13 protein-coding genes are annotated in these 13,943 nt (G+C 41.5%); 5 read left to right on the forward strand and 8 right to left on the reverse strand.

Features of this window, described 5'->3' with window-relative positions; translation table 11 throughout:
• The first annotated feature begins 129 nt into the window (after positions 1–129).
• Positions 130–1,638 carry a PAS domain-containing sensor histidine kinase gene (locus tag C825_RS15000; RefSeq protein WP_010803066.1) on the forward strand — a complete coding sequence of 503 codons (1,509 nt, stop codon included), beginning with the start codon at positions 130–132 and terminating at the stop codon, positions 1,636–1,638.
• On the opposite strand, the gene C825_RS15005 is transcribed toward C825_RS15000, so the two are convergent.
• From C825_RS15005 to C825_RS15025, 6 genes are all read right to left on the reverse strand, one after another.
• Positions 1,631–3,010, reverse strand: a complete 1,380-nt coding sequence (locus C825_RS15005; RefSeq protein ID WP_044214402.1) for an ATP-binding cassette domain-containing protein — start codon at positions 3,008–3,010, stop codon at positions 1,631–1,633. The genes C825_RS15000 and C825_RS15005 overlap by 8 nt on opposite strands.
• Positions 3,007–3,924, reverse strand: a complete 918-nt coding sequence (locus tag C825_RS15010) for a substrate-binding domain-containing protein (protein WP_010803068.1) — start codon at positions 3,922–3,924, stop codon at positions 3,007–3,009. Before C825_RS15010 ends, C825_RS15005 begins: the two co-directional genes overlap by 4 nt.
• Positions 3,925–4,183: 259 nt before the next feature.
• Positions 4,184–5,743 carry a sodium:solute symporter family protein gene (locus C825_RS15015; RefSeq protein ID WP_010803069.1) on the reverse strand — a complete coding sequence of 520 codons (1,560 nt, stop codon included), beginning with the start codon at positions 5,741–5,743 and terminating at the stop codon, positions 4,184–4,186.
• Positions 5,740–5,880, reverse strand: coding sequence for a symporter small accessory protein (locus C825_RS27730; RefSeq protein ID WP_007656880.1), 141 nt, complete (start codon positions 5,878–5,880; stop codon positions 5,740–5,742). The genes C825_RS15015 and C825_RS27730 overlap by 4 nt, the downstream gene beginning before the upstream one ends.
• Before the next feature lie 15 nt (positions 5,881–5,895).
• Positions 5,896–6,321, reverse strand: coding sequence for an ACT domain-containing protein (locus C825_RS15020; RefSeq protein WP_007656879.1), 426 nt, complete (start codon positions 6,319–6,321; stop codon positions 5,896–5,898).
• A gap of 31 nt (positions 6,322–6,352) precedes the next feature.
• Positions 6,353–7,654, reverse strand: a complete 1,302-nt coding sequence (locus C825_RS15025; RefSeq protein ID WP_010803070.1) for a phenylacetate--CoA ligase family protein — start codon at positions 7,652–7,654, stop codon at positions 6,353–6,355.
• Positions 7,655–7,851: 197 nt separating this feature from the next.
• Here C825_RS15025 and C825_RS15030 point away from each other — a divergent pair, with 197 nt between their 5' ends.
• The 3 genes from C825_RS15030 to guaD all read left to right on the forward strand — a co-directional run bounded on the left by C825_RS15030 (position 7,852) and on the right by guaD (position 12,050).
• A complete protein-coding gene (locus tag C825_RS15030; protein ID WP_007656877.1) occupies positions 7,852–9,492 on the forward strand; it encodes an ATP-binding protein in 1,641 nt (546 codons plus the stop codon).
• A 6-nt stretch (positions 9,493–9,498) separates the two neighbouring features.
• Positions 9,499–10,050 (forward strand): DJ-1 family glyoxalase III, encoded by a 552-nt coding sequence (locus tag C825_RS15035; RefSeq protein WP_010803071.1) that lies wholly within the window; start codon positions 9,499–9,501, stop codon positions 10,048–10,050.
• A gap of 659 nt (positions 10,051–10,709) precedes the next feature.
• Positions 10,710–12,050, forward strand: a complete 1,341-nt coding sequence (gene guaD, locus C825_RS15040) for a guanine deaminase (protein ID WP_010803072.1) — start codon at positions 10,710–10,712, stop codon at positions 12,048–12,050.
• Here guaD and C825_RS15045 read toward each other — a convergent pair.
• Positions 12,015–13,013 (reverse strand): 4Fe-4S binding protein, encoded by a 999-nt coding sequence (locus tag C825_RS15045; protein ID WP_010803073.1) that lies wholly within the window; start codon positions 13,011–13,013, stop codon positions 12,015–12,017. The genes guaD and C825_RS15045 overlap by 36 nt on opposite strands.
• Entirely contained in the window at positions 12,982–13,209 is a 228-nt protein-coding gene (locus C825_RS15050) for a putative signal transducing protein (protein ID WP_007656861.1), read from the reverse strand. Before C825_RS15050 ends, C825_RS15045 begins: the two co-directional genes overlap by 32 nt.
• A gap of 272 nt (positions 13,210–13,481) precedes the next feature.
• Here C825_RS15050 and C825_RS15055 point away from each other — a divergent pair, with 272 nt between their 5' ends.
• A complete protein-coding gene (locus C825_RS15055) occupies positions 13,482–13,841 on the forward strand; it encodes a hypothetical protein (protein WP_007656857.1) in 360 nt (119 codons plus the stop codon).
• The last annotated feature ends 102 nt before the right edge of the window (positions 13,842–13,943 follow it).

Below are 13,943 nucleotides of genomic sequence, written 5' to 3' on the forward strand. Positions count from 1 at the left end.
TATAGCCTACAAAGATAATCTTTTGCCGTTTATTTTACTTTTGTGGGAAGTTCTTTCTTTTAATATTTGTTACTCTCGTTTATTTTCAAGACTTTTGTGAGAATATAAACATTAAGTCCTCAAAGCTGTATGATACCAGTAGATTCAAATGCTGATGCATTGGAGCAAAAATATAAAGATTTATCCGGGTTACTTTCGAACATAGTAGACTCAGTACCAATGTACTTCTTTGTTAAGGATACTGGAGATGACTTCCGTTATGTTTATTCCAGCCCGATGATGAATCAGATATATGGTCGTTTTCACAATGATGTTGTCGGGAAAACGGACTTTGATTTGTTTGTTGACCCTGTTGCAGCGCAGTCTTTCAGGGATATGGATGAGAAGGTACTTCAAACGAAAGAGATGCAACGCTTTGTTGAACAGATGCTCGACCCCAAAGGTGTAGTGCGTTCTATGGATACCATGAAATTGCTGGTACCCCGCGAAGGAAAAGCGCCTTTTCTATTGGGTATGTCCTGGGACATCACCAAACAACGGCAGATAGAAGAAGAACTGCATGAAAATAATAAAAGACTGGCCTTATCCTGTATGGCAGGCCTTATCTATCCGTGGATATGGGATGTCGTGAATGAAACGGCGGAGCTTTCTCATGTAGAGAACGGTGAAATGATTCATGCTTATATTTCCCACGAAAGTTTTACTGAAAAAATCCATCCGGACGACCAGCAAATGTACCGGGATGTTGTGACGGCCTTTGCCCAGGGTGAGATAGAATCATTACGCCTGAGTTTCCGTTGCCGTTATTTTTCGGAAGAATATGTCTGGCTGGAGAAAATCGGTGAAGTATATGAATATGGTAAAGACGGTAAACCCCTGAAAGCTATTGGTATCCTGCGGGATATCACGGTGGATAAACGCCACGAAGCAGATGTACAGGCGAAACGTCTAGCAGAGGAGAGTAACCGGATGAAATCAGCCTTTATCGCCAATATGAGTCATGAAATACGTACGCCTTTAAATGCGATTGTCGGTTTCTCTACTTTGATGGCCCAGGCGGAAACGGATGAAGAAAAACAGGAATATCTGAAGATTATTGAATCGAGCAATGAATTTCTGTTGCAATTGATTGATGATATTCTCGATATTTCAAAGATAGAATCGGGTAAGCTGGAGTTCATTTATTCAGACTTCAGTTTAAATAGTATTTTCAAACCGCAGGAGCCGGCTTTCTTACGGCGGGTAAATGCCGGGGTAAAGGTGGTTTTTGAAAATGACGGAAGCGACTACAGTATCATTTCTGAAAAGACAAGACTTACACAGGTGTTGACTAACTTTTTGTCTAATGCGGTCAAATTTACATCGGCAGGAACGATACGGTATGGTTATCATTTGACTGATAATGGCATTTATGCTTATGTCAGCGATACCGGTACCGGCATAAAGAAAGAGGACCAGGTTACCATTTTTGACCGGTTTGTCAAACTGGATAGGTTTAAACAAGGGACAGGACTTGGATTGTCTATCTGTAAGACAATTATAACGATGTTGAACGGAGAGATAGGTGTCGATTCAGAGGAAGGCGTAGGTTCTACATTCTGGTTCTCAATCCCCTGTAATCCCGTAAAAGTTAATTGATTATCGGTAGCCGGATAATAACGGAAGCAAAGCGCTCTATCTCTTCCTGATTGTGTGATGTGAAGATGACAGTGCGTTTATATTCTGTTTGTCGTTCAATTATGCGGTCGATGATGCGGATTGCGAGTGGCTTGTCCAATCCTTTGAAAGGCTCGTCAAGAAGCATAACAGTAGATGGATATGCCAATGCCCGGGCAAGGACTACGCGCTGTTGCTGGCCGTAACTCAGTTCGTTAGGATAACGTTCCGTGAAAGTTTCCATCTCGACTATTCTCAATGCTGTTAATGCTACCTGTTCCGCATAAGTTTGTTTATAGAGCGATGCTAACGGTAGGCAAATGTTTTGCAGGACAGTTAAATGGGACAGTAGTTCCGGCTCCTGGAATACAACAGCAAACTTTTCTTCCCGATGAGATATAATCTTTCCCTCGATTGGTTTCAATGTTCCGTCCAGCAGATTCAGTAAAGTTGTTTTTCCGCTTCCTGACGGAGCCTTTATACCATAAATGATGCCGGGTTCAAAAGTATATGAGAAATTCGATAGTACTTTGGTATCATCATATTGAAATGTAACGTCTGCTGCTTCTATGGGACAAGGGTGGGGAAGTTCTTCCTTTTCCGGTTTTCCATTGCTATACTGTATGTTCCATGTAACCAGTGTCAACCGGCTGATTCCTTTGTCAAACAGGAAACTAATCAAGACGGCAATAACAGTCCATGCAATCAATTCGGGAACCGATATGAACAACTGTGCACGTTTCATTTCCCCGCCGATACCGAAGGCGCATTGTGAAAGTACCTCGCCCATAATAATAGCACGCCAGCCGAATCCGGTAGCAGACGCCAGCCCACTGAATAAAAAAGGTTTCAGTTGGGGATAATATATATGTATCAGTTTATTCTTGCGATTGATTTTGAACTGAGCCGCCATTAGGGAAAGTCCGGGCCGCAGACTGATGATTCCTTTCGTCAGGTTTTCCGTTAATAAAGGAAACATGGTCAGAAAAGCAATTATTAACGGTATTCCTTCCGGGTCAAGAAAGATTAAAGCCAATAAGATAAAAGAGATGACCGGAACGGAACGCATGATTGTCAGCAGGGGACGGAATAACTCATAAAGCAATTCGTAACGGGCAAATAAGAAAGCTGTCATCACCGCGGCTCCCAATGATAGAATGATACCGGAAATACCGCGCAGGATGGTAGCCGATATGCTTTTATAAAAAGTATCGGTACCGAATAGCTGAAATAAGGCTTTTATCAGTTCAGGAACGGACGGAATCAATTCCGGCTGGTCCATTGAAGAGGCTATTAACTGCCAGATAAGCAGCAGCAAGCAGACTGATACACATGAAATTAATCCTTTTTTCATCGTTCTCCTGAAATAAAGCCATTGTCCGGAAGTTTTCCTCCTATGGCTTTCGGTTCATATTGCTCTATCAGCCGAAGGAAATCAAGTATGCTTTCTTTAGCTTCTCCGGTTGATAAATAGTTAATACGGCATCTCTCTATGCTTTCCGGAGTGAGTGTTCCCAGGGCAAATATATTGCGGCTCTCCAGAATATCTATTGCTTTTTGAGGTTGACTGACGGCAAACTGACAGGACTCGTTCAACAAGCTATCCAGCAATGTTCTTTTATCGTTTAACGAAGGTGCATAGACAATCGCAGTCTGGGCAAATCCCGGAGAGGTACTGTCCGGATTGTTAAGACTCGTTTTTATAGATAAAGTACTGTCTTTCCGAAGTATCACGCTTAGAAACGGTTCTGCCAGGACAGCCGTCTGAATCTGTCCGGCTAGCAATCCCTGGCTTATTTCACCGGGAGTAGTAAACGAATAATTCAATGAATAAGATAATCCTTTTTGATGTAAATAGTAGCGGGTCAGGATATCGGGAGTTGTGCCTGCACCGAAGACATATAAAGTCTCCGTTTCCGGTGATTGATTCCGTATCCCTTGCTTTTCGACAAGATACAGATTTCCCCAGACAGGGCATCCGAGTAAAGAATATTTCAATCCTTTATTATAAAGATTGGCTGCATTAATCATAGGAAGGGCAGCCAGGTCCGCTTTCCCTTTTATTAATAATGCCTGCATCAGTTCCGGAGAGTCGACTATATCTACAGACAACCGTTTTCCTTCTATCTCCGGCGAATCCTCCATCATCTTTGCAAACGCAATAACGGAAGGTCCGCGAAAAACAGCCACATGAAGCACATCATTCTCCTTTTTCCCATTATTGCAGCTGCATAGAATCAGCAGAAGTAAACAAAAGTATTTGATCATCTTTTTTGTTGCAAAGGTAGGAAATTAGGATTAATAGTCATGTAAAATAAGAGGTCGATTAAAAAAAGTATGGAATAGGAGAGGTCTATAAAAAATTAAAGCCTGTCTCACGACAAGCCCTAACCAACTTTGTTAACCTTAAATCTAATACTATTATGAAAAAACCACAGTACAAAAGTACGGATCTTTTCATAAGTAGCAATAGTTAAAATGCTAATATATGTTTTCTAACATGCAATAAATACTAATGTATTCCATATTATATCTTATTAGTCTTTTCCTGCGTCATCAGGCTGACAACGACAATAGCAATAACAGACAACGGGAGAGCAAATAGAATAGGATCTATCGCAAACCAGGGATATACATCGATCAGTACATCTTTTCCCGTCAATGTTTTACACAGACCAACCGCACTGGCTTCTGCCTTATGGAGAAACAGCATGGCAAACATACTTGCCAATGCACCTGTCCAGAGACTGGCTAAAGCTCCTTGTTTTGTTGCCTTTTTCCAATACAATGAACAGAAATAGGCGGGGAGGAATGTCACTGCACAAACACCCATAAATAAGGCTGTCCCTCTGGCTATAATACCGGCACTCAACGTATAGCAGATAATATAACTCAACAGGATAGAACATAAAACTCCGATACGGACTCCCATCGTTGAGTTTGTATTTTTACGGCGTCCCAGGTTCGAAAATGCATCCGCCCCGAATGCAGCTCCCATCGTATGGAACTGTGCACTCAATGTGGACATACTGGCCGACAGGATACACAGCATAAATACGGCACTAAACCATTCCGGCATAGCACGGTCAATAAACAACGGGATAATTTTATCCATATCTTTGATGGCTTCCGAAGCGACAACTCCTTCTGTCTTCATAAAAAACAGATTCGACAATGCTCCTACATGGTAAATAGCTCCTACAGTTACAATCAGGAACACGCAACCGATAAGTACTCCGCGATTCAGCTGTTTGGTACTTTCCACCATCATGAAGCGTACAACTAACTGAGGCTGTGCCAGACAACCTATCCCGACACCTAAGATAAGCGATGTGACCAAGGTATACCATTGGGGAGAACCGGTGACCGGCATCGCCGTCCATCCCTGGTGTCCCAACTCTTTGAAACGGTCGGGGACAAGCGGTGCAATCTCCGTCAGTTTCTGGTTCGCTTCAATGAAGCCCATGTCCATGACTTTGTAAAACCAGAATAAAAGGAATAACATACAGCCGAACATAATCACAGCCTGTAAGGCATCTGTATATAAAACTCCTTTTATACCACCGGTAATTACATAAGCAGCCACAATCAAAGTAAATATCAATAAAGCCAGATGCAGGTCGATATGGAACATCTGTTCGATGAAAACAGCGCCTCCTTTCATGACAACGGCCGCATACAATGGCATTCCTATAAAAATGATAGTAGCTATAAATATCTGTATACTACGCGATTTATAGTGCATCCCCAATAATTGTGGAAATGTACGCGCATTATGCTGTTCTCCTAATTTACGGGTTCTTCTACCGAAGAAGATAAAGGCTACAACCACTCCCATAAACATATTCAGCAGACATAGCCACTGGATACCCATACCGAAAGTAGCTGCGACACCACCAAAACCTACGATAGCCGATGCAGAAATAAATGTAGCTCCATAGGAGAGGGCCATGATAATAGGATTGACCTTTCTTCCTCCTAGCAGATAATCACTGGCATTTTTAGTCTGTTTATATCCGATATAACCTAACCAGGCAATGACAAACATGTAAAGGATAACAACAATTCCAAGGGTAAGGGTACTCATTTATCAGGTTGTTTAGGGTTATCACTCTCTTTATCTCCTTTATTCCAATTGGTAATTCCGAACCATAAAGAAAAAATTAAACACGCGAAGGCTAACAGGTAGGCTAACCAGATACCGGGATCTTCTATTCCGAACATTTGTTATTTGTTTTATTATAATTTCATCAAGTCGCTTTCGCAAATGCATTCCAGATTCTGACGACGGATTACTTCACGGGCTGCTTCCCGGTTATTGGTACGAAGAATAAGGATCGATTTGTCATTCAGTGAAAAACAATACATATATTCTATGCTCAGACCGGCTTTTGTAAAATGTGTCAATGCCTGTGCAAAACTTCCGGCACAAGAGTTGGTCACGATAGCCAGTACGTCCGTCAGATTCGCACTTACATTGTTGCTTTTCAATATCTTGTATGCTTTCTGCGGATCGCTTACAATAATACGCAGAATGCCATATTCAGACGTATCCGCAACAGTAGCAGCAATGATCCGTATATTTTCTTCAGCAAGCAGAGCCAGGATTTCACTTAGCTTTCCATATTTATTCTCCAGGAAAATAGAAATTTGATTTACTGTCATAGCTGTATCTTTTATTTGTTGAACAATTGTTTTAACAGAACTTACGCAAGTCTTTTACCCTTACGGCTTTACCTTCCTGAACGGGCAATGAGCCTTTGGCTACCAGTTTCAGGCGCGGAGTCAGCAGCAACTCATCTTTCAGCTGTCGGGTAATGTCTTTTGCAAGACGTTGCAAGACGCTGTAATCGTCGGTAAACAGGTCGCTCAGTTCTACTTCGATCAGCATTTCGTCACTGTTGTTAACCGTTTCGAGTGTGATCAGATAGTTGCTTCCCAGTTCTTTGAACTGCATCAGAATCTTTTCGATCTGGATCGGGAAGAGATTCACACCTTTCAGGATGATCATATCGTCGCTACGTCCTTTGAAGCGGGCCAGACGTTTATGCGTTCTTCCGCAAGGACATTCGCCCGGGATAATGCAGGTCAGGTCATGGGTACGGTAACGTAACAGCGGCATGGCTTCACGATTGATTGTCGTTAATACCAGTTCGCCTACTTCCCCTTCCGGAACAGGCTGTAATGTCTGGGGATCTACAATCTCCACAATCGTATAGTCTTCCCAGATATGCAATCCGTTTTGCTCCGTACATTCGAAAGCAACACCGGGACCATTCATTTCAGACATACCGAAACAGTTATATGCTTTTACACCTAATAGTTGTTCGATGCGTTTGCGTTGTTCTTCCGAATGAGGCTCGGCACCGATACAGACCGTGTGCAGTTTGGTGTCTTTGCGCGGATCCAGTCCCATTTCATACATTACTTCAGCCAGGCGGGTGGCGTAGCTGGGAATGATATGCAGGCAAGTCGTTCCAAAATCGGTAATAAATTTGATCTGACGTTTGGAATTACCGGCGGCGGCAGGAACGGTTAATGCTCCGAGTTTTTCTGCGCCATATTGAAATCCCAAACCACCGGTGAACATACCATATCCGGAGGTATTCTGGAAAACATCTGTATCACGTAAACCGACCATATACATGCAGCGTGCCACCTGATTGGCCCATTGGTCCAGGTCCTTTGCCGAATGTAATACGACGGTAGGATTTCCGGTTGTACCGCTGGAAGAATGTACTCTTACGCAATCCTTGATAGGAATAGCTGCCATTCCGAACGGATAATTATTACGCAGGTCGTCTTTCGTTGTGAAAGGGATTTTTTGCAGATCATCCAATGACTGGATGCTGTCTGCCGTTATACCGTTGTCTTTAAGAACTTTACTGTAGAAAGGGGAGTGTCCGGCTAATTCTATTGTTTGTTTCAGTCGTTCCAACTGTAGTTTATTCAGTTCTTCACGACTCATCGTCTCAATATCTTTCTGCCAATACATCATAGCTTTTTCGTATTATATTGTGTTTAATTCATGAAATTAGACTGCAAATGTATCTTTTATTTTGATTAGATGCAGCATTTTTGCTCAAAATTATAAAAACAGGTAAATTAAATGTTGATTTTCTAAGGTTCCTGAAAAAATATCTTTACATTTGCCTCCAGCAGTAAGTTACAATTATAAACCTTGATTTCTAATATATGAACATGTACGAAAACCTTTCAAAAGAAGAACTGATCCAGCGCATTAAAGTGTTGGAAACGGATTTGGCAGCATCGGTCATGAAGAATGCTGAGATAGAGAAAATGAGCGAGAATCTTCTGAATCAGCGCAAAATTAATTTCCTGAATATCTTAATGAATACTATTCTGTCAAATATCTTTGTCGTTATAGCCGTAAAAGATGTTTTCGACAGTTTTAAATATATTTACTTCAATCAGGCGGCCGAAGACTTTATGGGGGCTAAATCTTCCGAGGTGTTAGGTAAGACAGACTTTGATCTGTTTTCTGATCCGCGAAGGGCGCATGAAATCCGTACGGAAGATTATTCAACGATCAACCACGGACGAATCCATAAATCGGTGGTTGAATATGAGAAACCGAACGGTGAAATCCGTATTGTGAACATCATCCGTTTATTGATAACCAACCCGGACCCGGGAGCTTCTCCTTTGTTATTGGCTATGCTTTGGGATATTACGGAACAGCGGCAAAATGAACTGGATCTGATCAAGGCTCAGGAGGCGGATAAAATGAAGAATGCCTTTATCGCTAATATGAGCCATGAGATCCGTACGCCATTGAACGCGATAGTCGGTTTCTCCCGGTTGATTACCGAAACGGATAATGCCAGTGAACAACAGGAGTATCTTACAATTATCAATAACAACAGCGACCTGTTGCTCCAATTGATCAACGATATTCTGGATTTTGCAAAGATAGAATCCGGAACGTTGAATTATAACCTGTCGTGGGTGGATCTGAAAGATGTCTGCCAGGAAGTTTATATTTCGCAATCATTGAAAATGACTTCGGATGTGGCATTGCTGTATAATGGAGATATGTTGCCTTCTGTCAGGTTAAGGACAGATACACAGCGTATTGAACAGGTATTGCTGAATCTTTTATCCAATGCTATAAAATGTACGAATCAGGGATTTGTCTCTTTGTCGTATGAGGTGGAGGGTGATTTTGTAAGGGTTTCTGTCACTGATACCGGTATTGGCATCGATAAGGAGAAGCAGGCATCTGTATTCGAGCGGTTTGTAAAATTGGATGATTTCAGGCAAGGGACCGGCTTGGGACTGTCTATCTGTAAGATGATCATAGAAAAGTTAGGCGGAGAAATAGGCCTTCGGTCGGAGTTGGGCAAAGGGTCGACATTCTGGTTTACGCTGCCATTAGCAGTTCCGGAAGAGTCTGAAAAGAAAGAAGCAGGCAATGAAATTCCTATGGAGATCATTCCGGATGCTTTGCCAGGGCAATATACAATCTTGATTGCAGAAGATGTGTTGGAAAATTATCTTTTGCTACAAGCAGTCTTAAAGCAACATTATCGTCTGATTTATGCGGAAAACGGACAGATTGCCGTACAGCAGTTTAAGGATTACAAGCCGGATATTGTTTTGATGGATATAAAAATGCCGGTGATGGACGGTTATGCCGCCACGTGTAAAATACGTGAATTATCTTCAGATGTTCCTATTCTGGCTCTTTCTGCATTTGCATTTGATGAAGAAAAAGAGAAAGCGAAGTGTTGCCGGTTTAATGATTATCTGGTCAAACCCGTAGATATTCCTTTGTTGAAATATAAGATCAAGTATTATCTCAATAAAAAATAATATAATATGAAGCAAGCGTTTATATTCCTGGCTACAGGATTTGAAGAAATAGAGGCGTTAGGCACAGCCGATATTTTACGTAGGGGAGGTGTCAGAGTCTCTACCATCTCGATTAACGGTGAAACCCGGGTAATGGGGGCGCATAATATCCCGGTGATAGCAGATTACCTGTTTGAAGAGGCCGATTTTAGTGCGGCAGATGCTTTAATTCTTCCGGGAGGTATTCCGGGAAGCAATCATCTGAATACTTGTACCCGCCTGAAAGAACTTATACTGGAAAAGAATAAAGAAAATATAATTCTGGGAGCGATCTGTGCAGGACCTATGGTTTTAGGCGGCTTAGGATTATTGAAAGGACGTAAGGCCACTTGTTTCCCGAACTTCGAACCGACTATGATAGGAGCCATCTCTACCGGTAATGGTGTTGAGCAAGATGGAAATATCATAACCTGCCAGGGGCCCGGTTTTGTATTCGAATTTGGATTATCCTTATTGAAGGTTTTACGGGATGATGAAATAGCGGGAGAAGTGGCGGATGCCTTGCTGGTAAGAAACTGAAAATAAAAGTAACGGGAGTTATTAATAACAATAGCTCCCGTTATACAACCACCATAATCAGAGTTACTTGACTATTACAGGTTTATTGACTAGCTTTAACAATCCCCCCGGCCTCCTCTCCAGATTGGAACTTCATAATAATGTTTCATCAAATGCACTGTCATACTATCATGTTTTTATATAATGCACATATAATCAATATGTTATATAAAAATATGATAGTATGATAGTTCTTTTATGTTTATGATAGTTATGAAAAACGCTCTCCATTTTTTTTATGGCTGTGTTCATAAGTATCTCCATATTACAGCAGCATAGATAACACGTATATCCGGTAAAGGGTTGCGGGGCCTTCTTTGTGCATTGAAGACTTGAGAAAATTTAGCCGATTTTCACTTAATCGCACAAATATCACACGCAACGCAAGGCTTCAAATCAAAAGCCTTTTCGGTTGCAAATATACATATTAATAATATTTCAACCAATGATAATCCATCTCTTATTTTAGTTTATCCTTATTAATTCTCATCAAGGGCAAAGAGTTGATTTATTATTTTTAATGTAGTTGTTTCTGCTTTTAGTCGGATTCTAACAATTTTCTTACCTTTGATGTTACATTGTTATATTATCTGTTGATTTGATAAAAGTAAAGAATGAAGATGGATGAAACGGTATATTTGTATAAAGGTGAAGTCTTTTATTTTAAGGATTCTCCCCTGAAGTTTGATGAATCTTATAGTTATTATCCCGACGGGGCATTGGTGGTCTGTCAAGGAAAAATCATAGAAGCCGGAGCTTATGAAAATATAAAAGAGCGTTATCCGGAGGCATTCGTTACTGATTATTCCGGGAAACTTCTGATGCCCGGCCTGATCGATTCACATATCCATTATCCTCAGTCGGAAATGATAGGTATGTATGGCAAACAGCTGCTCGATTGGCTGAACGAATATACGTATCCCACGGAAGAGGCTTTTGGAGATTCTGAATATGCCGGACGGGTAGCCCGTTTCTTTGTAAATGAACTTTTTCGCAACGGCACTACGACCTGTATGGCTTATGCTACGGTTCATAAAGACTCTGTTAATGCTCTCTTTTCGGTTGCTTCCGAATATAACATGCAAATGCTGACCGGTAAGGTCCTGATGAACCGTAACGCACCGCAGTCTTTGATGGATACTGAAGAAAGCGGGGAGGCTGATAGCCGGGAGTTGATCGAAGCCTGGCATAAAAAAGGACGTAATCTTTATGTGATTACTCCCCGTTTTTCTATTACTTCCACTCACGGTCAATTGATTAGTGCCGCCCGTTTGCATGAAGAATATCCCGATACTTACATTCAAACGCATTTGTCGGAAAACCGGAATGAAATAGATTCAGTCCTTGAATTGTCTCCGGAATGTTCTGACTATCTGGAAGTTTATGAACGGGCAGGATTAGTTACCGAACGTTCCGTATTCGGCCATTGCATTCATCTATCCGATTCGGAATGTCGCCGAATGGCCGAGGCTGGAGCGATAATAGCCCAATGCCCCACGTCAAACTTGTTTTTGGGAAGCGGCCTGTTCGATATGCAACAGGCAAACCGGATCAATATCCAAACGACATTGGCTACAGACGTTGGTGCCGGCACATCTTTCTCTTTATTCCGGACCATGGGAGAGTCCTATAAAGTACAACAACTGAACGGGTATCCTATGTCTGTATTCGAATCATTATATAAATGTACGCGCGGTACGGCTAAAGCCTTGAAACTGGATGATAAGATAGGCAGTTTTGACCAGGGCAGGGATGCTGATTTTATTGTAGTTGATTGTACGGCTACTCCTTCCCAGCAAATGCGGAAAGAATATCTTGAACGTAAGGGGAAATGGAATCTTGAAAACAAATTGTTCGGTATCCAGACGTTGGGGGATGACCGTAATATTGTTGCAACTTATGTGGCGGGGAATCCTGTTTACCAGTCAGATACGTGCAATCATCAGAAAACAGGTATGTAAAACGACTGTAATAATAATCCAAAGGCGTTCGGCAGTAGCCGGACGCAATTTGAAAAAACGATATTCCAGTCCTCCATGTTTACATGTGGAGAGGCAGTCGCCGCAATAAGTACAGGTGTAACCGATTTTTCCTTTTTCTATATTTTCTTTGTGCAACGCATCATATTTGCATGATTTCAGACAAGCCATGCAGTGTGTACAGTCTGTATTGAGTTTTACCCGGAAAGGAGAGAGGTACTTCATAAAAGACACCAGTGTTCCTATCGGACAATAACTACTGCAATGGATCATCTTTTTCTTCCGGCGTGATAGTATCAACATGATACCCAGTCCGATAATCCCGACAATCAGTCCGGCAACCGTTGCCGTCCATCCGCTTGCCCCGGATAACCGTAATGCAATAGCCCCTGCTATTACCAGAAAAAATACACTGTAACGTAATTGCTTATGATAGCGAAAAACATTCTTTTCTGTCTTCCCTTTTGCGCTCCATGCATCAAATGCCCCGAAATAACAAAGCTGGCTGCACCAGGCAGGTCCCGAAAGCAGCAACGTACTCAGGAAAAGTATCGGCATAAACAATCCCTCCAACCGGTAAATCGGGCCGGCCAGTATGATTGCCGGAACGGGTAAATGCAACTTTCCGGTCATCAGAAAGACAGAATCGACAGTTACGCCTAAAAGTAACTGCCCGAAGAAAACAATAGAAAAAAGCAACCACGCCCGGACTCGCCATTTGGGACGTTCTTTCCGATCCTGCATTTTATAACTGAGCAGTGCCCCGTAAATAATGGCGATACCAACCTGTATCCATCCTGCGGATGGCATAAGCCGTTCCGATAGCAGCAATGGTTTTTCAGGAACGACCTGCACGATCGTCAATAAAATAGCAATCAGTATCGCCGTTATAGCTGAAGTATAAAGAAACTGTTTATTCATCACCCACAAGTTCCGGAAATCCATTCTTCAAGACTTCTTTCGCTTTTTCATAATCACTCTCAAAAACATATATCTCGATCTGGAATCCCGGAATATTCCCGAATACCGTAGAAAGATGTTCGTTCTTGAGAAAAGATTCTATACCTTCATTTCTTAACGCGCTTTGTAACAGGCTAGCCTGAACATTATTATCCGCTGTTGATAAAAGAATCGTTTCCATACTATTGAGTTTTATGTATTACTACTTCTACAAAGATACTTTTTTTATCCCTAAAACATATTGTATGGATGAAATAATAAAGAACCGGATGATGTTATTTTTCCGTGATTCTCCGCGTGTTCTGTGTTGTCTGTGTACCATTAAAATGGCTATTCCGCAAAAAATATACATTGATGTATTATACATTGATGTATATTTTGTATATTTGTCTTATCTATTAATTGAATTACAGATTGTGAGTTCACCTTTTCAATATTGAATACAATAATAATATGAAACTCCTGAAAGTGTTGTTACTATGCCTTTTCTCTTTTGTAACGCTGCAAATCATTGCAGAGAAGAAGGCTTCGTATGTTCAAAACCCTCAGGAGGTTAATCTTTCAGATTTTCGGGGACAAGCAATTCAGCCTGCTGTTTTTCTGATTCGTGATATCCAACCGGTCCCCGTATTATTTAATAGTCTTGACTGGTTCATTCTGTTGTTGATCCCAGTAGTATTATTAATTGTCAGTCTTTCAAGCAGACTGTACCTGCACAAACTTTTTGATCAGGAAAAAGTCTTCTTACGATATAAAATATTCCTTTGGCAGAAGCGGTATTCCTGCTTCACCCTTTGCTGCATGCTTAATTAAATCTGTTTCAGGAAAAATTTGAATCCCTGCTGTCGTCTGGCAGGGGAAACGTTTGGTGTATCCGGTGGATACATCTAGTTGCTTTATTACCTGAAATACAAA

The sequence above is a fragment of the Parabacteroides sp. ASF519 genome, from assembly GCF_000364265.2.
In the GTDB taxonomy this organism is placed as follows: Bacteria; Bacteroidota; Bacteroidia; order Bacteroidales; family Tannerellaceae; genus Parabacteroides; species Parabacteroides goldsteinii.